Origin of the sequence: Bradyrhizobium sp. PUT101, from assembly GCF_052043945.1 — a bacterium.
Lineage (GTDB): Bacteria > Pseudomonadota > Alphaproteobacteria > Rhizobiales > Xanthobacteraceae > Bradyrhizobium.
In genome coordinates this window covers 486,094-503,419 of sequence record NZ_CP197207.1, presented here as the reverse complement: position 1 = coordinate 503,419, position 17,326 = coordinate 486,094, and the positions used below count along the sequence as shown (strand labels likewise).

21 protein-coding genes are annotated in these 17,326 nt (G+C 65.0%); 7 read left to right on the top strand and 14 right to left on the bottom strand.

Going from position 1 to position 17,326, the window contains the following annotated elements:
- Window positions 1–28: 28 nt before the first annotated feature.
- Complete coding sequence (locus ACSHT2_RS02490) at window positions 29–1,300, bottom strand: hypothetical protein (protein WP_440640231.1); 1,272 nt, start codon at window positions 1,298–1,300, stop codon at window positions 29–31.
- A 114-nt stretch (window positions 1,301–1,414) separates the two neighbouring features.
- Between ACSHT2_RS02490 and ACSHT2_RS02485 the strand changes: the two genes are divergently transcribed.
- Complete coding sequence (locus ACSHT2_RS02485; protein WP_440640230.1) at window positions 1,415–1,642, top strand: DUF2171 domain-containing protein; 228 nt, start codon at window positions 1,415–1,417, stop codon at window positions 1,640–1,642.
- Window positions 1,643–1,768: 126 nt separating this feature from the next.
- Here ACSHT2_RS02485 and ACSHT2_RS02480 read toward each other — a convergent pair whose 3' ends face one another.
- Both ACSHT2_RS02480 and ACSHT2_RS02475 read right to left on the bottom strand, forming a co-directional pair.
- Entirely contained in the window at window positions 1,769–1,981 is a 213-nt protein-coding gene (locus tag ACSHT2_RS02480; RefSeq protein WP_440640229.1) for a hypothetical protein, read from the bottom strand.
- A gap of 209 nt (window positions 1,982–2,190) precedes the next feature.
- Window positions 2,191–2,364: a RuvA C-terminal domain-containing protein gene (locus ACSHT2_RS02475; protein ID WP_440640228.1), complete on the bottom strand. Its 174-nt coding sequence runs from the start codon at window positions 2,362–2,364 to the stop codon at window positions 2,191–2,193.
- Window positions 2,365–2,527: 163 nt separating this feature from the next.
- On the opposite strand from ACSHT2_RS02475, the gene ACSHT2_RS02470 reads away from it, so the two are divergent.
- Window positions 2,528–2,689 (top strand): hypothetical protein, encoded by a 162-nt coding sequence (locus tag ACSHT2_RS02470; RefSeq protein WP_440640227.1) that lies wholly within the window; start codon window positions 2,528–2,530, stop codon window positions 2,687–2,689.
- 418 nt (window positions 2,690–3,107) lie between these two features.
- Here ACSHT2_RS02470 and ACSHT2_RS02465 read toward each other — a convergent pair whose 3' ends face one another.
- The 3 genes from ACSHT2_RS02465 to ACSHT2_RS02455 all read right to left on the bottom strand — a co-directional run bounded on the left by ACSHT2_RS02465 (window position 3,108) and on the right by ACSHT2_RS02455 (window position 4,596).
- Window positions 3,108–3,866 carry a hypothetical protein gene (locus ACSHT2_RS02465; protein ID WP_440640226.1) on the bottom strand — a complete coding sequence of 253 codons (759 nt, stop codon included), beginning with the start codon at window positions 3,864–3,866 and terminating at the stop codon, window positions 3,108–3,110.
- Between the two features lie 180 nt (window positions 3,867–4,046).
- A complete protein-coding gene (locus ACSHT2_RS02460; protein ID WP_440640225.1) occupies window positions 4,047–4,283 on the bottom strand; it encodes a hypothetical protein in 237 nt (78 codons plus the stop codon).
- A gap of 76 nt (window positions 4,284–4,359) precedes the next feature.
- Window positions 4,360–4,596 carry a hypothetical protein gene (locus ACSHT2_RS02455; protein WP_440640224.1) on the bottom strand — a complete coding sequence of 79 codons (237 nt, stop codon included), beginning with the start codon at window positions 4,594–4,596 and terminating at the stop codon, window positions 4,360–4,362.
- Window positions 4,597–4,861: 265 nt separating this feature from the next.
- Between ACSHT2_RS02455 and ACSHT2_RS02450 the strand changes: the two genes are divergently transcribed.
- On the top strand, window positions 4,862–5,209 hold the full coding sequence (locus ACSHT2_RS02450; protein ID WP_440640223.1) for a DUF6481 family protein: 348 nt from the start codon (window positions 4,862–4,864) through the stop codon (window positions 5,207–5,209).
- Between the two features lie 127 nt (window positions 5,210–5,336).
- Here the strand turns inward: ACSHT2_RS02450 and ACSHT2_RS02445 are convergent, their stop codons facing one another.
- A complete protein-coding gene (locus ACSHT2_RS02445) occupies window positions 5,337–5,582 on the bottom strand; it encodes a pentapeptide MXKDX repeat protein (protein ID WP_036027965.1) in 246 nt (81 codons plus the stop codon).
- A 320-nt stretch (window positions 5,583–5,902) separates the two neighbouring features.
- On the opposite strand from ACSHT2_RS02445, the gene ACSHT2_RS02440 reads away from it, so the two are divergent.
- From ACSHT2_RS02440 to ACSHT2_RS02430, 3 genes are read left to right on the top strand one after another with little or no spacing between them, the layout of a single operon-like run.
- On the top strand, window positions 5,903–6,925 hold the full coding sequence (locus ACSHT2_RS02440; protein ID WP_440640222.1) for a TRAP transporter substrate-binding protein: 1,023 nt from the start codon (window positions 5,903–5,905) through the stop codon (window positions 6,923–6,925).
- Window positions 6,922–7,476 carry a TRAP transporter small permease gene (locus ACSHT2_RS02435; RefSeq protein ID WP_370112804.1) on the top strand — a complete coding sequence of 185 codons (555 nt, stop codon included), beginning with the start codon at window positions 6,922–6,924 and terminating at the stop codon, window positions 7,474–7,476. Before ACSHT2_RS02440 ends, ACSHT2_RS02435 begins: the two co-directional genes overlap by 4 nt.
- Window positions 7,473–8,831 carry a TRAP transporter large permease gene (locus ACSHT2_RS02430; RefSeq protein ID WP_440640221.1) on the top strand — a complete coding sequence of 453 codons (1,359 nt, stop codon included), beginning with the start codon at window positions 7,473–7,475 and terminating at the stop codon, window positions 8,829–8,831. Before ACSHT2_RS02435 ends, ACSHT2_RS02430 begins: the two co-directional genes overlap by 4 nt.
- A gap of 10 nt (window positions 8,832–8,841) precedes the next feature.
- On the opposite strand, the gene ACSHT2_RS02425 is transcribed toward ACSHT2_RS02430, so the two are convergent.
- Genes ACSHT2_RS02425 through ACSHT2_RS02410 form a run of 4 tightly spaced genes read right to left on the bottom strand, consistent with a single transcriptional unit; the run spans window position 8,842 to window position 14,519 of the window.
- Complete coding sequence (locus ACSHT2_RS02425) at window positions 8,842–9,753, bottom strand: hydroxymethylglutaryl-CoA lyase (RefSeq protein ID WP_440640220.1); 912 nt, start codon at window positions 9,751–9,753, stop codon at window positions 8,842–8,844.
- A 1-nt stretch (window position 9,754) separates the two neighbouring features.
- Window positions 9,755–11,758, bottom strand: coding sequence for an acetyl/propionyl/methylcrotonyl-CoA carboxylase subunit alpha (locus tag ACSHT2_RS02420; protein ID WP_440640219.1), 2,004 nt, complete (start codon window positions 11,756–11,758; stop codon window positions 9,755–9,757).
- 4 nt (window positions 11,759–11,762) lie between these two features.
- Window positions 11,763–13,367 (bottom strand): carboxyl transferase domain-containing protein, encoded by a 1,605-nt coding sequence (locus ACSHT2_RS02415; RefSeq protein ID WP_440640218.1) that lies wholly within the window; start codon window positions 13,365–13,367, stop codon window positions 11,763–11,765.
- A gap of 24 nt (window positions 13,368–13,391) precedes the next feature.
- Complete coding sequence (locus tag ACSHT2_RS02410; protein WP_440643024.1) at window positions 13,392–14,519, bottom strand: isovaleryl-CoA dehydrogenase; 1,128 nt, start codon at window positions 14,517–14,519, stop codon at window positions 13,392–13,394.
- A gap of 157 nt (window positions 14,520–14,676) precedes the next feature.
- On the opposite strand from ACSHT2_RS02410, the gene ACSHT2_RS02405 reads away from it, so the two are divergent.
- Complete coding sequence (locus ACSHT2_RS02405) at window positions 14,677–15,705, top strand: AraC family transcriptional regulator (RefSeq protein WP_440640217.1); 1,029 nt, start codon at window positions 14,677–14,679, stop codon at window positions 15,703–15,705.
- A gap of 86 nt (window positions 15,706–15,791) precedes the next feature.
- Here ACSHT2_RS02405 and ACSHT2_RS02400 read toward each other — a convergent pair whose 3' ends face one another.
- The 3 genes from ACSHT2_RS02400 to ACSHT2_RS02390 all read right to left on the bottom strand — a co-directional run bounded on the left by ACSHT2_RS02400 (window position 15,792) and on the right by ACSHT2_RS02390 (window position 17,278).
- A complete protein-coding gene (locus ACSHT2_RS02400) occupies window positions 15,792–16,088 on the bottom strand; it encodes a DUF3551 domain-containing protein (protein ID WP_440640216.1) in 297 nt (98 codons plus the stop codon).
- A 219-nt stretch (window positions 16,089–16,307) separates the two neighbouring features.
- Complete coding sequence (locus ACSHT2_RS02395; RefSeq protein WP_440640215.1) at window positions 16,308–16,799, bottom strand: Lrp/AsnC family transcriptional regulator; 492 nt, start codon at window positions 16,797–16,799, stop codon at window positions 16,308–16,310.
- Window positions 16,800–16,972: 173 nt separating this feature from the next.
- Window positions 16,973–17,278: an ETC complex I subunit gene (locus ACSHT2_RS02390; protein ID WP_124160861.1), complete on the bottom strand. Its 306-nt coding sequence runs from the start codon at window positions 17,276–17,278 to the stop codon at window positions 16,973–16,975.
- Window positions 17,279–17,326: the final 48 nt, after the last annotated feature.

The window sequence follows — 17,326 nt, the reverse complement described above, 5'->3', positions numbered from 1 at the left end:
GCGCGGCTATCCTGCATTCACCTTCACCTCACGCCTGATGCGTCGTCCACCACCGCGCAATCGCCGCAGCCAGATCATTCCAAAGCTCCGTCGGAAGATCCGGGACCGCCACCCGGACGCTATACTGGTCCGTGGTCGCATCGTGAAACCATTCGGTCGCCGCGAAATCGAAGCCGAAGCTGCCGGCGTGGCGGATGGGGAAGCCCTCCCGGCGCAATTCGCTGCTCATCTCGTCGGCCGCCTGCCGCGCTGCCGCCTCGTCGAGCACGCGCTTTCCCCGGAGGGTCACGTACAAACCGTGGGTGAAATGAAGCTCGGCCGAGAGCGCCGGGAGCTTCGCGGCGAAATGTCGAGCCGTGCTGCGGCCGTTGCGCAAGATCGCCGCGACACGCCTCTGCGTGAGGGCCCAGTACGCCGCGCTGCCTGCGAAGGGCGGGAAGTGCGCCGGCAACGCCGCGCCGCCGAGCAGCCGCACCGCGTTTCGGGTTTCGGACGCGAGACGTGCCCATTCAACGCCCCCTGCCCGCTGCTGATGTTCGTGCCCTTGCACGAAAACGGCTGAGCCGAGCCGGCCATACTCCGCTCCGAGCGAATCGAGCTTGTTGTGGCTTCGCACCAGCACCAGCGGAACTCCGTATCGCCGGGCCCATCTCAGGACGCGCCTGATACGGCCTGACCTGCCGACGAAACATGTCGTATCGAAAACCAGGAGATCGAGGCCCGAGCCGTCACAGCGCAGCGCCGCCTCGAAAGCGCCGGCGAAGGAGCAGGAATCCAACAGAAGTATCCGCGGCGAGTTCGCCGGAGCAAACGCATCGCCCAGGGGCAGCTTCAAGGCCCCGAGCCGCATATGCGGGACGAAGCCCCGGATCAGCTCCAGCGTCTCTCCGTAGGAGCCCGGAAGCACCAGGACATCAGCCTTCTCGACGATTTGCGCGGAGGCGAGCAGCACGGCGGAGATCGCGGCCATGCCTGAGGCGGTATAGATCGCAGTGCTCGTGCAGCCGCAGTCGAACTCATAGAACGAAGGACCGCGCACCGTAAGATCGGCCCGTTGGTAGTCGTAATTGAACTCGAACGGCCCGCTGGCGGGAGCGGCCGTATGCGACCAGGCTGTCTCCGTCGCCTTCCACTCGTGCAGTTCGTGCTCCGCCCTCAGCGCCGCAGTGATCTGGAATTTGGACCTGACGACCTCGTCGACGGAACGCGGACGCGCCAAGTCGAGCCGGCTTCTCAGGCAGTCATTCAACAGCCCGAGTTCCTCGTGCTTTCGCTCCAGATAGGCTCGAATGGTCTCCATGAGCTTCTTAACGGATCCGATGGGGCGTCAACGTCTGGAAAACGCCGTGGGTCCAACGCGCCTGCTGCAACGAACACACGTCTTCGCAGTTGAATCAATGCAAAGGAGGACAGCATGACCGACATCAGAGAGCACATGAAGATCATCGGCAAGGACGGCGCACATGTCGGCACCGTCGATCGCGTCGAGGGCAATCGCATCAAGCTGACGCGCAGGAACAGCCCGGAAGGTCACAAGGACCATCATCACTACATCGACAGGAAACATGTCGGTGCTGTCGAAGGCGATATCGTCAAGCTGTCGGTGAATGCCGACGCCGTACCGAAGACGGAAGCCGCCTGAAACACTGAGCCCCTTCGGGGGCTTTTTGTTTGTTCACGATCCGACTCCCCTTCGTTCGCAAAGCACGAATCGCGATCGCAAATTGCGGAGCCGAGGATTCGTTAACGACTGGTTCAATCAGGTCGATCAAGCACTCACTAGCACGGGCCGCAGCCGATAGGCATCGATGGCGGCATTCGACAGCAGCAGCCTGCGTCGCTCTCCACGTAACATCATGCGGTCGATCCGGTTCAAAATGAAGCGGGCGGAATCCTTGTTCTCGCCCGTGAGCAGGCCGGACTGGTCGAGATACCGCCAGGCGATCTCGAAGGACTGTGCGCGTAGCTCGGGATCGGTCATAGCCGCACAACGCTGCCGCGGAACGAATGTTCCTGCGCGCCGAGTGCGCGAGCCGTGCAGGAGTTCCACGCCCGCGGATCGACGCGGAACGAACGCGTGATCTGAGCGTTGAACGACCGACTTGAGTGGTGCCGACCTGCCAACCCCGGTCGGCTTTGAAGAACCCCGTGCTTGTCCCCCGAGCACGGGGTTTTCTCATGTCGGCCGTCCTATCCAACCCGAGCGATGCGCCCGGCTGAAGAATGCTCATCCTGCGGATCGCAGGCGAGCTGATGCCATGCCAGGGCCAGCCGGATGAGCCGTTGCCGATCGGCGCCTTCGGCCTCCGCGGCCCGCTTCATCGCGGCCTCGGCTTCGTGCTGTGGATCGTACCCGGTGTACATGAGGCCGACCCTAGCCGGCCATCTGGACGAGCGCGTGACCGTTTCGTCCGTATGATTGCGGGGTGTCTTCGGGCCTCATGGACGGATCTGTGAACTACGTCACAGCCTGCCCCCGGCATCCCCGCTAAACAGCGTTTCGACGCTTCTTGGGTGAGGTCCGGTCATGACACGCAAAGCAGCCACGGAAGTCATCGTCCAGAAGCCGCGACATGGCTCGGACCTGCTCGACATCACGTATCTTGGCACCATCGGCGTCGTCATGCTGGCCTGGATCGGCAGCCTGGTCTGGGCCACGATCGCATTCTTCGGCTGGCTCGTGTCCTGATGCACGAGGCGATTGACTGGCGCTTCGCGCACACAGGTTGCGGACGCCGGTCGCGCGCTACGACATGATCCGGACAAGTGTGCAGCGGTTTTCCCTCGCGACAAACGCGGAACGCGTTTGCGCGGAGATCATGCTCAACAATAACCTAAAGCATGACGTTTCAACCTGATCTCATTGCGCCTTAGAACAGGCAAGACAGCGCCTGAGAGAGTTTGATCCCGCCGCAAACGATCATGGCCCAGAGCGCCAAGCTGATCTGGATGGCATCCAGCATGTCCCACATCCCCGCGAATCATCCGATGTTTTTCTTTTGAGACTTGCGTGAGGCGGCCAGTAGCGCCAGCGCTCATTTGAAGCCGGCCCACAAAAAAAGAGGCGGGCCTGGGCCCGCCTCCGCGCTCCAATCCGCTTGGAAAACTCAGTAGCAGGCGCGGGGATCGGCCTGCACATATTGGCCGTTCGGATAGCGGTAGTAGCAGCTGCCCTGCGCCCAGTAGTAGCCGGGCTGGGATGCAGCGGTGGCGCCGGCGATTGCCCCCGTCGCGCCGCCGAGCACCGCGCCTGCGGCAGCCCCTGTGGCGTTGCCCGAGATCAGGCCGCCCAGCACGCCGCCGACGATTGCGCCGCCAAGCGCGCTGGCGCCGGGGTCAGCCGGTGGCGGAGGCGGAGGTGGTGGCGCGTAGGCGACCGGAGGCGGGGCATAGGCCACCGGCATGTCGTCGATATAGTCCTCCGAAATGTAGGCAGGCGGGCCAGCCATCCGTTGCGGATAATAATACCAGACGCCACCAACGTCCCACCACCAGCCGGAGCGTCCGTTGCGGACCTCATGACGCCAGCGCCCGCCTTCCCAGGCACGATTGCCACGATAGGCGTGTCCGCCCCAGTCGCGCGCCGGAGCAGGCCCGCGGGCGACGTGACGTCCCGGCGGCGGACCACCGGCACTGTGCCGACCGGGGCCCGCATGGGGCTGGTCAGCGGGCCGGACCGCCTGCTGCTGCGGAGGACCTTTGCGCACGTTCTGGTTGGTCGGGGGTGGCGCGCCTGCGCCCTGGCGGGCCGGCGGCGGGCCGGAATCCTTCGGCGGCCTGGCGTCCTGAGCCTGCGCCGAAAGCGCGAGCAACGACACGGCCGAAACCAATGGAATGATGATCTTCATGCGTTTGGACGCACTCATGCGTGCTCGCCCCCTGCTCTCGATGGCCGTCGCCCCGGCGCGATAGACAATTCGCCGCGCACCGGGCTGATGCCGGCCGACATAACTGACCTGCTTGATCGGCTAAGTCCCGTTACAAATGATTAAGATCACGGCAATTTTTGGCCCCAACGGGCTGCAGCAGACCGCGCTGGAGCGTCTCTAGCGAGCCGGCTCGATCACGTTGCAATTGCTTCGCCCGGACATCAGGCAATCCTGCATCTTGCTGGCTGCGGTGAGATCCCGGGCAAGCCACCAGCCGACGCCAAGAATCACGATCGCGATGATCAATCCAGCGATCGCGCCGCGGCGGTCGTCACCGGGCTGGCGCTCGGACCTACGGTCCGGTCGAGGATTGGGCTTCTCGCCGGGTTCGGGTTCGGATTTGGGCTTGGACATGGCCGCCTGATCGCGCTGGCGAGCCGGCTTTATCACCTCTGCGGCGTCGCGTCACATCCCGATCAGCCTGCCCCATTCAGCCTCGGGTCGACGGGATCGCATCCTTGCGTGAGGTTTCGACCGCCGGGATCGCCCGCTGGACCCGCGGTGCACAGGTCGTGAGCACGAATGCGGTCTGGCTGCATTCCCAGTCCGCCCCCAGCACGGCACTTTCGATGGGCTGCGGGCGCGCGAGCAGCGCTGCGGTGCCGGTCACGCCTGTCAGGACGAAGGCGATTGCGAGCGCCTTCAGGCTCGGTCGGAAGGTCATCATGGCCCGTGCTCCGTCTCGTTCCGGGCGGACGCTAGGCGTCGCGCTCGTGCTCCCTTATGAGGGACATCACAATTCAGCAGTTTTTCCGGGCTACGAGAGATCGTCGGGGGGCGACTTTTCGTTGACCTGATCGGCTGCGATTATGGGTGGCTTCGCGACGCGCGCCGATGTACACGCTACTGCGTCGCGTGGCGCCTGCTATGCCCAGCCGACGTACCAACAGGCACGGATGTAGGATCGAAAGCGAGGAAGACAAGGCTCGTAGATGAGTGGATTCAAGGAACCCGGCTTCACAGACCGGCAACGGGCGGCACAGGAAGCCCGCAAAAATCTTTTGAACAAATTCAAATCGCAACCGGGACCAGACGATCCGGCGGTGCTGGCGCGCCGTGCCGAACGCGAGGCACTCGCGGCCAAGCGCGCCGAGGCGAAGGCTGCGCGTGAGGCGGAAAGGGCCGAGCAGAAGCGCCTCGAGGAAGAAGCCAAGGCGGCCGAATCCGCACGGATCGCGCGCGAGGCTCAGGAAGCCGCCGAGAGACAGGCGGCGCACGAAGCCGAGCAAAAGGCCAAGCGCGACGCGCGCTACGCCGCCCGCAAGGCGAAGCGCAAGTAAGGTGCGCTCGTAACGTCCCATTGAACTTGAACTAAAGCACCGTTCCGGAGGCGGTCCCAAAGGCCGCCTCCGAAATTCGAGAGTGCGCTGCCCGCCCAAGGCAGGCGCTGCGCGATGACGACGAAGATCAATTCTTCTTCATCATCCCATCATCTTTCTTCATGCCGTCCTTCGACATGTGGTCCTTCTTCATGCCGTCGTCCTTGGACATGGTGTCCTTCTTCATCATGCCGTCCTTGGACATCGTGTCTTTCTTCATCATGCCGTCATCCTTGCCCATCTTGTCCTGAGCGAAGGCGGCCGGGGCAAACGCGAGGCCAAGCGAGAGAGCGGCCGCCGAGACGCCGAGCACGATGCGGGTGCGAATGGTCATGTTTCAACTTCCCTTCGAGATGGTGTTTGTCAGCGACGGACGCCGCTATTCAATCTCGACGGATCGCCAGCCGGCGTTGTTACGCCGCCGCCGGTAAATTTTGGCGAGCCCAGTGCTATCCGGCGTTCGGCGTACTCCCGCGCTCGCAACAGGGATCGGGAGTGTGCAGCGCAGCACGGCCGGCACTTGCCCGGACATTCGGTCTCGAACTATCAGATGAGAGAATATCGGGTGAAAGACCGGCTAGGATGGGCCCACGTGCCGGTCTCAAGGACCAAGCCCAATCGCACAAACAAGAATCGTCCAAGGAAATCACAACCATGCTCACGCGCCGCCATCTGCTCGCGACCGCCGTCGCCGCGCCCGCCATCCTTCGCTTCGGCACCGGTACGGCGCAAGCCGCCACCACGCTGAAGATCTCGCACCAGTTCCCGGGCGGCACCATCGACAAGGGCGATTTCCGCGACCGGCTCTGCCGCATGTTCGCCGCCGAAGTCAGTAAGCGCAGCAATGGCGACATCGCCGCCGAAATCTATCCGAACTCCTCGCTGATCAAGACCAACGCGCAGTTCTCCGCGATGCGAAAGGGCGCGCTCGACATCAGCCTCTATCCAATGCCTTATGCCGGGGGCGAAGTGCCGGAAACCAATATCGGCCTGATGCCGGGCCTCGTGACCACCTACGACCAGGGCCTGCGCTGGAAGAAGGAGCCCGTCGGCAAGGCGCTGACGGATTTCCTCGCCGACAAGGGCATCATCCTGCTCACCTGGGTCTGGCAGGCCGGCGGCGTCGCCAGCCGCTCGAAGCCGATCGTCGCGCCTGAAGATGCCAAGGGCATGAAGGTGCGCGGCGGCTCGCGCGAGATGGACATGGTGCTTCAGACCGCCGGCGCTTCGGTGCTGTCGGTCCCCTCCAACGAAATCTATGCGGCGATGCAGACCGGCGCCTGCGACGCCGGCATCACCTCCTCGACCAGCCTGATCTCGTTCCGCCTCGAAGAAGTCGCGAAGTCCCTGACCTCGGGCGCGGGCACCTCCTACTGGTTCATGCTCGAACCCTTGATGATGTCGAAGGCGATCTTCGACAAGCTGCCGAAGAACCATCAGGACATCTTGGTCGCGGTCGGCACCGAGCTCGAAGCCTTCGGCCGCAAGGGCGCGCAGGACGACGACATCGAGGTCGCCAAGGTCTATGAGAAGGCCGGCGCCAAGGTCTCCGCGCTCGACGCCGCGACCGTCGGCAAGTGGCGGGACATCGCCCGCGACACCGCGTGGAAGGATTACAGCGCCAAGACGGCGACCGCGGCAAACCTGCTCAAGCTCGCCATCGACGTCGCCGCATGAGTCACGGTCCGCTTCCGGATCGTGACGACAAGACGAGCGCTGCCGCAGGGACCGGCCCTGCGGCAGCGATCGATCGCGGTCTCGCCGTCCTCAACAGCATCATCGTGGTGTTCGCAGCGATCGCGCTGGTCGCGGCCTGCACCATCCTGAGTTACAGCGTCCTCAGCCGCGCTCTGTTCAAGGCCGCCAACTACTGGCAGGACGAGGCTGCCGTGTTCCTGCTGGTCGGCGCGACCTTCATGACGGCCGCCTATGTGCAGCAGAACCGCGGTCACATCGGCATCGAAGCCTTCGTCGGCTTGCTGTCGCCGCTGGCGAACCGGATCAGGCTCTGGCTGGTTGACGCCGCCACGTTCCTGTTCTGCGCCTTCTTCACCTGGAAATCCTGGACACTGGCCCATGAGGCCTATGTTGACGGCCAGGTCTCGAACTCGATGTGGTCGCCGCCGCTCGCCATTCCCTATTCGCTGATGGCGTTCGGGATGAGCCTGCTCTGCATCCAGATCCTCGTGCAGCTTGCGCTGCCATTCGCCGGAGCCAAGCGGCCATGAGCGTTTTCGGTATCGGCCTCGCCTACGGCATCACGACGCTGCTGGCGATGTTCTCGGGCATGCCGATTGCGTTCGCGCTCGGCGCGGTCGCCGTCGTGTTCATGGGCATCTACATGCCCTCGGCCTCGCTCGATACGGTCACGCAGAACGTCTACGAGGAGATGGCCTCGATCACGCTCCTGTCGATTCCGCTCTTCATCCTGAAGGGCGCGGCGATCGGCAAATCGCGCGCCGGCCAGGATCTCTACTCGGCGCTGCACGCCTGGCTGCATCGCGTGCCCGGCGGCCTCGGCGTCGCCAACGTATTCGCCTGCGCGCTGTTCGCGGCGATGGCAGGCTCCTCGCCTGCGACCTGCTCGGCGATCGGCTCGGCCGGCATCCCCGAGATGCGCAAGCGCGGCTATTCCGGCGGCTTCGCCGCAGGGATCATCGCCGCCGGCGGCACGCTCGGCATCCTGCTGCCGCCCTCGATCACCATGATCCTGTTCGCGGTCGCGGCCGAAAAGTCGCTGGGGCGGCTGTTCCTCGCCGGCATCGGGCCCGGCCTCCTGCTGGTCACGCTGTTCGGCGCCTACGCCGTGATCCGCTTCCGCCAGGAATATGCCGCGGCCGAGGCGGCCTACAAGAATGGCGGCCCGGAGGCCGCGATCCTGACCCGCGACGAGTATACGCTGGCCGAGCGCTTCAGCGTGCTGCCGCGGGTGATCCCGTTCGTGCTGCTGCTCACCGGCGTCATGATCGCCCTCTATGGAGGCTACGCCACGCCGTCGGAGACCGCGGGGCTCGGCGGCCTCCTCGCGCTGGCGCTGATCGCCGCGATCTACAGCGTGTGGCGGCCGAGCGACCTTGCCCCCATCATGAAGTCGACGATTCGGGAATCGACCATGCTGATGATGATCATCGGCATGTCGCTGCTCTATTCCTACGTGATGAGCTATCTGCACATCTCGCAATCGGTCGCCGAAACCATCGTTGCGATGCACCTGCCGCGCTGGGAGCTGCTGTTCGCGATCCTCGTCATGGTGGTCGTGCTCGGCTTTTTCCTGCCGCCGGTGTCGATCATTCTCATGACCGCGCCGATCATCCTGCCGCCCCTGCGCGCCGCCAATTTCGACATCATCTGGTTCGGCGTGGTCATGACCATCGTGATGGAGATGGGGCTGATCCACCCGCCGGTCGGCCTCAACATCTTCGTCATCCGCAACGTCGCGCCGGATATTCCCTTGCGCGAGGTGATCTGGGGCACCCTGCCCTTCGTACTGCTGATGATGCTCGCCGTGCTGCTGCTGTGCCTGGTGCCGGGCATCTCGACCTGGCTGCCGGATTTCGTGATGGGGCCGGACGGGAGCAGATGATGACGCTGAATTATGTCGCAGCCCGCTTCCGCTTGGCGTTCAGCGCGGACGCCACGCGGCTCACGGGTGGCTTGCCGAGCACGCCGCTCATCGCGTTGGTGGCCGCCAGCAACAGGTCCAAATCGACACCGGTCCTGATCCCCATGCCTTCGAGCATGTAGACGACGTCCTCGGTCGCGACGTTGCCAGTCGCACCGGGAGCGTAGGGACAGCCGCCGAGGCCGCCCGCAGCGGCGTCGATGACGCGGACGCCCTCTTCCATCCCGGCATAGAGATTGGCGAGCGCCTGGCCGTAGGTGTCGTGGAAATGCATCGCGAGCCTGGCGGGAGGAATGCTGGCGCTGACCGCGCGTAGCATCTCTTTCGCCTTGCTTGGCGTGCCGACCCCGATCGTGTCGCCAAGCGAGATCTCGTAGCAGCCGAGCTCGAACAGCGTATTGGCGAGATCGGCGACCGCCTTCGGCTTGATCTCCCCGTCGAAGGGGCAGCCGAGCACGCAGGAAATATAGCCGCGCACCGGAATGCCATCGGCCCTGGCGCGCGCCAGCACCGGCTTGAACCGCTCGATGGACTCCGCAATCGTGCAGTTGATGTTGGCGCGCGAAAACCCTTCGGAAGCCGCCGCGAATACGGAGACGACCTTCGCACCAGCGGCGCGCGCAGCGTCATACCCCTTTTCGTTCGGCACCAGCACGTGAAATTCCGCGCCATTGATATGGCGGACGCCCCGCAGCACCGCGTCCGAGCTTGCCATCTGCGGGATCGCCTTCGGCGAGACGAAGGCGCCGACCTCGACCGTCTTGAGGCCGGCCGCAACCAGCGCCTCGACGAAGGCGATGCGGGCCTCGACGCTGACGGGCGTTTTCTCGTTCTGGAGACCGTCACGCGGCCCCATTTCGATGATGCGGACGGGATCGCTCATGTCACTCTCCGGAAGGCTCGACCACGGCGAGCTCGACGCCCTCCTGGACGATGTCGCCGACCTTGCACCTGATGGACTTCAGCACGCCGGCAAAGGGCGCGCGCAGAGTCTGTTCCATCTTCATCACCTCGAGCGTCAGGATCGGCTCGCCCTTCTCGAGCTTCGCCCCCTCCTCGGCGAGCACGGCGACGACCGTGCCCGGCAGGGGCGCCGCGATCTTGTCCTCGCCGGTCTGCTCCTCGCTCTCGCCGCCGAACGGATCCACCCAATGCAGATCGAAGCGACCGTTGCGGGTGCGCAGATATAGGTCATGGCCGTCGATCACGGCCGCAACCTGCGATTTGACGCCGTCCAGCGTCAAGTCGAAGCCGCCTTCCTTCGCCGCGATCGTGAACGCCAGTTCGCGCTCGCCGATCACCAGCGTCGAGGGACCACTCCCGTAGTTCAGCGTGATCTTCTGCTCCGGCCCGTGCCCGACGCGGAAGGCAAAGCTGCGCTGGCGGCGACCGACCGGCTGCCAGCCGAAGGTCTGCCAGGGTGAGTTCACCTGCGCACGTACGGCCTGCTGCTCGTCATTGAGGATCGCAGCCACCGCGGCGCAAAGCTCGAGCTCCCCGGGTGCCGGCGCAGCCTGTGTCAGGACCGCCAGCTCGCGCTCGATGAAGCCGGTGTCGATCGCATTCGTGCGCACCTTGGGATGAGTCATCAGCGCCGACAGGAACGGGATGTTCGTCACGATGCCGCGGACGTCGGACTCTTCCAGTCCCCGATTGAGTCGCTCGATCGCGACATCCCGCGTCGGCGCCCAGGCGATCATCTTGGCGAGCATGGCGTCATAATACGGCGAGACCGCATCACCCTCGCGATAGCCGGCGTCGATGCGCAAGCCTCCGGCTTCCGCCGGCAACCGCCAGGTCGAGATCCTGCCAACCGACGGCATGAAGTTCTTGGTGGGATTCTCCGCATAGACGCGCGCCTCGACTGCATGGCCGTTGAGGCGGATCTCGTCCTGCTTCAAAGGAAGCGCCTCCCCGAAGGCGACGCGCAGCTGCCACTCGACGAGGTCGATGCCGGTGATCAGCTCGGTCACGGGATGCTCGACCTGGAGACGCGTGTTCATCTCGATGAAGAACACGTCCTTACCGTCGGAGACGAACTCGATCGTGCCGGCGCCGACATAATTCACCGCTCCGGCGGCCTTTCGCGCGGCGGCGCAGACCGTTTCGCGCTGGGCAGCATTGAGCGTGGGCGACGGCGCCTCCTCGATCACCTTCTGGTGCCGCCGTTGCAGCGTGCATTCGCGCTCGAACAGCGAGAGCAGATTGCCGTGGCTGTCGCCGATCACCTGCACCTCGATATGCCGGGGACTGTCGACATATTTTTCGATCAGCATGCGATCGTCGCCGAACGCGGCCTTGGCCTCGCGCTTGGCGCTGACGATCGCAGGTCCCAGCTCGGCGGCCGATCGCACGATGCGCATGCCGCGACCGCCGCCGCCGGCCGAAGCTTTCACCAGGATGGGGAAGCCGATCTTGTCCGCCGCCTTCGACAGCGTCGCCTCGTCCTGGGCCTCGCCGTGATAGCCGGGCACCAGCGGCACGCCGGCCTTCTCCATCAGCGCTTTGGAGCCGGATTTCGAGCCCATCGCATTCATCATCTCGGCGGTCGGGCCGACGAAGACCAGGCCCGCTTCAAAGCAGGCTTGCGCGAAATCGGCGTTCTCCGACAGGAAGCCGTAGCCGGGATGCACGGCCTCTGCCCCCGTCTTCCGTGCGGCCTCGATCAGCCGCTCGACATTGAGATAGCTGTCGCGGGCCCGGGCGGGCCCGAGCAGCACGGCCTCGTCCGCGAGCGCGACATGCATCGCGTCGCGGTCGGCCTCGGAATAGACCGCAACCGTGCGCAGGCCCATGGCGCGGGCGGTGCGGATGACGCGGCAGGCGATCTCGCCGCGGTTGGCGATCAGGAGCGTGCGAAAACGCCGGTAGAGCTTGGAGCGGTCCATCGCATCACATCCTGAACAGGCCGAATTTCGTCGGCTCGATCGGCGCGTTCGATGCCGCCGAGAGGCCAAGGCCGAGCACGAGGCGCGTGTCGGCCGGATCGATCACGCCGTCGTCCCATAGCCGCGCGGTCGCGTAATACGGGTGCCCCTGGCTCTCATATTGCGCGCGGATCGGCTCGCGGAATTTGTCTTCCTCTTCCTTCGACCAGCTGTCACCCTTGGCTTCGATGTTGTCACGGCGGACCTGGCTCAGCACCATCGAGGCCTGCTCGCCGCCCATCACCGAGATGCGCGCGTTCGGCCACATCCAGAGGAAGCGCGGCGAGTAGGCGCGGCCGCACATGCCGTAATTGCCGGCGCCGTAGGAGCCGCCGATCACGACGGTGAACTTCGGCACGGAGGCGGTCGCGACCGCCGTCACCAGCTTGGCGCCGTCGCGCGCGATGCCGCCGGCCTCGTATTTCTTGCCGACCATGAAGCCGGTGATGTTCTGCAGGAACACCAGGGGGATGCCGCGCTGGCAGCACAGCTCGATGAAATGCGCGCCCTTCAGCGAGCTCTCGCTGAACAGGATGCCGTTGTTGGCGATGATGCCGACCGGATAGCCCCAGATATGGGCGAAGCCGCACACCAGCGTCGTGCCGTAGAGCTTCTTGAACTCGTCGAACTCGGAGCCATCCACCACGCGCGCGATGATGTCGCGCACATCGAACGGCTTGCGGCCGTCGACCGGCACCACGCCGTAGATCTCTTCCGCCGCAAAGAGAGGCTCGCGCGGCGGATGCATGTTCAGGTTCGGCCGCGCCGACGGCTTCAGCGTACCGACGATGCGCCGCGCGATGCCGATCGCGTGGGCATCGTTCTGGGCATAGTGATCGGTCACCCCGGACTGGCGCGAGTGCACGTCGGCGCCGCCGAGCTCCTCCGCGCTCACCACCTCGCCGGTCGCGGCCTTCACCAGCGGCGGGCCGCCGAGGAAGATGGTGCCCTGGTTGCGCACGATGATGCTCTCGTCCGACATCGCCGGAACATAGGCGCCGCCCGCCGTGCAGGAGCCCATCACGATCGCAATCTGCGGGATACTTTGTGAGGACATCTGCGCCTGGTTGTAGAAGATGCGGCCGAAATGCCGCTCGTCCGGGAAGATCTCGTCCTGCAACGGCAAGAAGGCACCGCCGGAATCGACCATGTAGACGCAGGGAAGATTGTTCTGCCGCGCGATGTCCTGCGCCCGCAGATGCTTCTTCACCGTCATTGGGTAATAGGTGCCGCCCTTGATGGTGGCGTCGTTGGCGACGATCACGCATTCGCGCCCCGAAATGCGCCCGACCCCCGTGATGACGCTCGCCGAGTGCACGTCGCCGCCATAGAGGCCATAGGCCGCGAGCGGCGACAGCTCCAGGAACGAGGTGCCGGGATCAACCAGCAGATCGACGCGCTGGCGCGCCAGCATCTTGCCGCGCGCTGTGTGGCGGTTGCGCGAGGCCTCGCCGCCGCCGCCGGCGACCTGGCTGAGCTTTTCGCGCAAGTCAGCGACGAGCGCGCGCATGGCCTCGGAGTTGCGCGCAAAGTCTGATGAAGACGAATCGATGCTGGAATGGAGCGGCATGGTGATTCCAATGAGGTGAACGTTTTAAGCCGTCTCGGCCATCAACTCGCGACCGATCAGCATGCGGCGAACCTCCGAGGTGCCGGCGCCGATCTCGTACAGCTTGGCGTCGCGCCAGAGACGTCCGACCGGGAATTCGCTGGTATAGCCAACTCCGCCGAGCGCCTGGATCGCCTCGCCCGCCATCCATGTCGCCTTCTCCGCGGAATAGAGGATCGCCGCGGCGGCGTCCTTGCGTAAGCTACGCGCGTGGTCGGCGCGGTCGCAGGCGCGGCCTACGGCGTAGACATAGGCACGCGTGGCCTGCCAGGTCGAATACATGTCGGCGAGCTTGCCCTGCATCAGCTGGAAATCGCCGATCGGCTGGCCGAACTGCTTGCGCTCGTGCATGTAGGGCACCACCGCGTCCATGCAGGCCGCCATGATCCCGAGCGGGCCGCCCGAGAGCACTGCGCGCTCATAGTCCAGGCCGGACATCAGCACCTTGACGCCCTCGCCCACCTTGCCGAGCACGTTCTCCTCCGGAACCTCGCAGTCGTCGAAGAACAGCGGATAGGTGTTGGAGCCGCGCATGCCGAGCTTGTCGAGATGCTGGCCATGGGTGAAGCCCTTGAAACCCTTCTCGACGAGGAAGGCGGTCATGCCCCGCGGTCCGGCGTCCGGATCGGTCTTGGCGTAGACGACCAGCACGTCGGCATCGCCGCCATTGGTGATCCACATCTTCGAGCCGTTGAGCACGTAGCGGTCACCACGCTTGTCGGCGCGCAGCTTCATCGAGACGACGTCGGACCCGGCGCCGGGCTCGGACATCGCGAGCGCCCCGACATAATCGCCGGAGATCAGTTTCGGCAGATAGCGGTGGCGCTGCGCGTCGGTGCCATTGCGGCGAATCTGGTTGACGCAGAGGTTGGAATGGGCGCCGTAGGACAGCCCGACCGCGGCCGAGCCGCGCGAAATCTCCTCCATGGCGACGACGTGGGCGAGATAGCCCATGTTGGAGCCGCCATATTGCTCCGGCGCTGTCATCCCCAGCAGGCCGAGGTCGCCGAAGCGCTTCCACAGGTCTGCCGGGAACAGATTGGCCTTCTCGATCTCGGCGGCGCGCGGGGTGACCTCCGCCTCCACGAAGGCGCGCACGGTGTCGCGCAGCATGGTGATGTCTTCGCCCAGATCGAAGTCGATGCTCGGGATGTTCAAGGCGATTCCTCCGTATTTTGAGGCCAGAACCTAGCCCGGTCCCGGCCCTCTTGCGGTCGAAAAGGTTGCATTTTCCGCCAAACTTGGCGAGGATTTTCGGGAGGGATTTCCAATGTCTTTTCAAGCCGCCACCGCGAGCCCGCGCCGCGCCGTCACCCCCGCCGCCTTCGTCCGGGGCGTGGTCGCTGCCTATGAGCGATACGGCCGCGATCCCGCGGAGGCATTGAGCCGCGGCCAAGTCGCGCCGGACCTGGTCAATTCTCCGGATGGGCGGGTCACCGCCGCCCAATTCGAGGCGCTGGCGGGCCATGCCATGCGCGAGCTCGACGACGAGGCGCTCGGCTGGTTCTCGCGGCGACTGCCTTGGGGCACCTATGGCATGCTGTGCCGCGCCTCGATCACCGCGCCGACGCTGGAGGTCGCGCTCAAGCGCTGGTGCCGGCATCACCGCCTGGTCACCGAGGATGTGCTGCTCGATCTCGAGCTTGGCGAAGAGACCGCCGTCGTGTCGATCCGTGAGCTACGCGACCTCGGACCTTGCCGCGAGTTCTGCCTGGTCACCCTGTTCCGCTACGTGCTTGGCTTCTCGTGCTGGGCCGTCGACTCCCGGATCGCGCTCCGCTCGGCCGAATTCCCCTACCCGGAACCCGGACACGTCTCGGTCTATCCAACCATCTTTTGCCGAACCGTCCGCTTCGATGCGGACCGCGCCGGCATCGTCTTCGACAAGCACTATCTGTCGCTGCCGCTCACGCGCAGCGCGGCCGATCTCGACAACATGCTCGAGGGCGCGTTGCGGCTGACCGTGCTGCCCTACCGGCGCGACCGGCTGCTGGTCGAACGCGTGCGCCGCGTGCTCCGCAATGCGCGCGGCCGCCTGCTCGGCGCCGAGGACGTCGCGAGCGAGCTGGCGCTGTCCACCCGCACCATGCACCGCCGCCTGCGCGAGGAGGCAACCTCGCTACGCGATCTCAAGGAAGAGGCAAAGTTCGAGCTCGCCAAGCAGGAGCTGATGCGCGACCGCACGCCGATCAAGCGCATCGCGGAACTCGCCGGCTTCCGCAACGAGAAGAGCTTTTCGCGCGCCTTCCGCAGCTGGACCGGCACCTCCCCACGCGAGTTTCGCGGGCGATACCGCTGAGACGCGTTGCGTGGTCGTCATGAATTGGCGGCCTCCGAGTTGGATATCGGAGACCGTCACATGTCTGGCGGGTCGCGCCTGCAGCGCTAGTTCGAGTTGGTCTGCCCGCCCGAACGAAGCTTGCGCGAATGCGTCCGCTTCGGCTGCAAGGCGAACGCGTCGTTCGAGGTCTTCGCGCCGCCACTCTGCGAGCAGCTGCCGCCGATGCCAGCGGACGCGGCGCGGCACGCTTCCATCGTCGGATAGCCGCAGCCATGAGCGGCCTGGGCGCCGTTGGTGATGCAGTATTCTTCCGCCTGTGCTGCGGGTGCGGTCATCATGAGAAACGCGGATGCAAACAGCGTCGCAGCCGATGCGACGAACGCCTTCGAACTCGATGTCATGGTGTCTTTTCCTGCTTCAGGGTCCCACAAAAGTGGCCTCGGCATGCCAACACGCTGAGGTTCGCACTCGCATCTAGGCGGCGCCGGGGAACCGGCAATCACGGCTCAGCGCATTGCAGGGCTTCTTGAATCACATGTCACAGTTAGGTGACTGTCTCATGTATATAAATTCGGATTGTGTGAAAATGTTGACTTGGCCGCACGGGAGCATTCCGATCCCTATCCTGCCGGCGCCGCCGCGACCTCCTGCAACGGCAGCGGCACATCCTTCGCCACGCCCAGCACCGGGAAGCTGCGGACGTTCTTCACGTCAGGCATCGCCGCGAAATGCAGGAGCTGCTGGCGCATGCTCTCGACGCTCGGCGCCACGCATTTGAGGAGATAGTCGGTCTCGCCGGAAATCCGCCAGCACTGCTGGATCCGCGGGATCGCGGCGATCGAACTCTCGAAGGCCTCCAGCACCGGTTGGGCCTGGCTGCCGAGCTGGATCGAGACGAACGAGACCACTTCAAAGCCGAGCCGCCGCTCGTCGATGACGGCACGCACCGCCCGGATCACGCCGCGGCCAAACAACGATTTCAGCCGCCGCAGGCAGTTCGGCGCGGACACGCCAACGCGCAGCGCCAGCTCGTTGTTGCGCACCCGCCCGTCCTGTTGCAGCTCGGATAATATCTTCAGGTCGACGTCGTCGAGCCGGTCACGCCCCGCCATACCCCGCCTCGCCAAGAGCCCGTCATGCCAGGCAGGGAAGCACGCGGCGGAATTGATGCCAAGGGCAGAACCTGGGGTGCTGGCAACCCGATGCGACGTTAGAGGGTACGGGCGGACCGCCTCTCATCCACTTCCTTCACGCGGGGGCCCACAACGCAGATGCCGCCTGGCCCTCAATGCGTCCAGGGCTCTCCGCGGCGGAACGAGAAATTATCCGCATAGGCGACCGGCCGGCGAATCGATTCCTGCGGCTCGATGACCTGGTAGGCTATGCCCTTGCGCTCGCAATAGGCGACCGCCTCTTCCTTGCTGTGGAAATGCAGCGTGATCTGCTGCTTCATGTCGCCGGACGAAGTCCAGCCCATCAGCGGCTCGACCGAGCGCGGCTGCTCCGGCTCGTAGTCGAGCTGCCATTCCTTCGTCTTGGACCGGCCGGATTGCATCGCGTTCTTGGCAGGCTTGAAAATGCGTGCGGTCATGGCTGGTCCGGGCCTCTTCGTCTTTTCGTTCGATTTCGATGCGTCACG

Coding starts and splice junctions, on each gene's coding strand:
- ACSHT2_RS02490 (WP_440640231.1), bottom strand. CDS start 1,300: ATGGAGACCATTCGAGCCTATCTGGAGCGAAAGCACGAGGAACTCGGG.
- ACSHT2_RS02485 (WP_440640230.1), top strand. CDS start 1,415: ATGACCGACATCAGAGAGCACATGAAGATCATCGGCAAGGACGGCGCA.
- ACSHT2_RS02480 (WP_440640229.1), bottom strand. CDS start 1,981: ATGACCGATCCCGAGCTACGCGCACAGTCCTTCGAGATCGCCTGGCGG.
- ACSHT2_RS02475 (WP_440640228.1), bottom strand. CDS start 2,364: ATGTACACCGGGTACGATCCACAGCACGAAGCCGAGGCCGCGATGAAG.
- ACSHT2_RS02470 (WP_440640227.1), top strand. CDS start 2,528: ATGACACGCAAAGCAGCCACGGAAGTCATCGTCCAGAAGCCGCGACAT.
- ACSHT2_RS02465 (WP_440640226.1), bottom strand. CDS start 3,866: ATGAGTGCGTCCAAACGCATGAAGATCATCATTCCATTGGTTTCGGCC.
- ACSHT2_RS02460 (WP_440640225.1), bottom strand. CDS start 4,283: ATGTCCAAGCCCAAATCCGAACCCGAACCCGGCGAGAAGCCCAATCCT.
- ACSHT2_RS02455 (WP_440640224.1), bottom strand. CDS start 4,596: ATGATGACCTTCCGACCGAGCCTGAAGGCGCTCGCAATCGCCTTCGTC.
- ACSHT2_RS02450 (WP_440640223.1), top strand. CDS start 4,862: ATGAGTGGATTCAAGGAACCCGGCTTCACAGACCGGCAACGGGCGGCA.
- ACSHT2_RS02445 (WP_036027965.1), bottom strand. CDS start 5,582: ATGACCATTCGCACCCGCATCGTGCTCGGCGTCTCGGCGGCCGCTCTC.
- ACSHT2_RS02440 (WP_440640222.1), top strand. CDS start 5,903: ATGCTCACGCGCCGCCATCTGCTCGCGACCGCCGTCGCCGCGCCCGCC.
- ACSHT2_RS02435 (WP_370112804.1), top strand. CDS start 6,922: ATGAGTCACGGTCCGCTTCCGGATCGTGACGACAAGACGAGCGCTGCC.
- ACSHT2_RS02430 (WP_440640221.1), top strand. CDS start 7,473: ATGAGCGTTTTCGGTATCGGCCTCGCCTACGGCATCACGACGCTGCTG.
- ACSHT2_RS02425 (WP_440640220.1), bottom strand. CDS start 9,753: ATGAGCGATCCCGTCCGCATCATCGAAATGGGGCCGCGTGACGGTCTC.
- ACSHT2_RS02420 (WP_440640219.1), bottom strand. CDS start 11,758: ATGGACCGCTCCAAGCTCTACCGGCGTTTTCGCACGCTCCTGATCGCC.
- ACSHT2_RS02415 (WP_440640218.1), bottom strand. CDS start 13,367: ATGCCGCTCCATTCCAGCATCGATTCGTCTTCATCAGACTTTGCGCGC.
- ACSHT2_RS02410 (WP_440643024.1), bottom strand. CDS start 14,519: ATGCTGCGCGACACCGTGCGCGCCTTCGTGGAGGCGGAGGTCACCCCG.
- ACSHT2_RS02405 (WP_440640217.1), top strand. CDS start 14,677: ATGTCTTTTCAAGCCGCCACCGCGAGCCCGCGCCGCGCCGTCACCCCC.
- ACSHT2_RS02400 (WP_440640216.1), bottom strand. CDS start 16,088: ATGACATCGAGTTCGAAGGCGTTCGTCGCATCGGCTGCGACGCTGTTT.
- ACSHT2_RS02395 (WP_440640215.1), bottom strand. CDS start 16,799: ATGGCGGGGCGTGACCGGCTCGACGACGTCGACCTGAAGATATTATCC.
- ACSHT2_RS02390 (WP_124160861.1), bottom strand. CDS start 17,278: ATGACCGCACGCATTTTCAAGCCTGCCAAGAACGCGATGCAATCCGGC.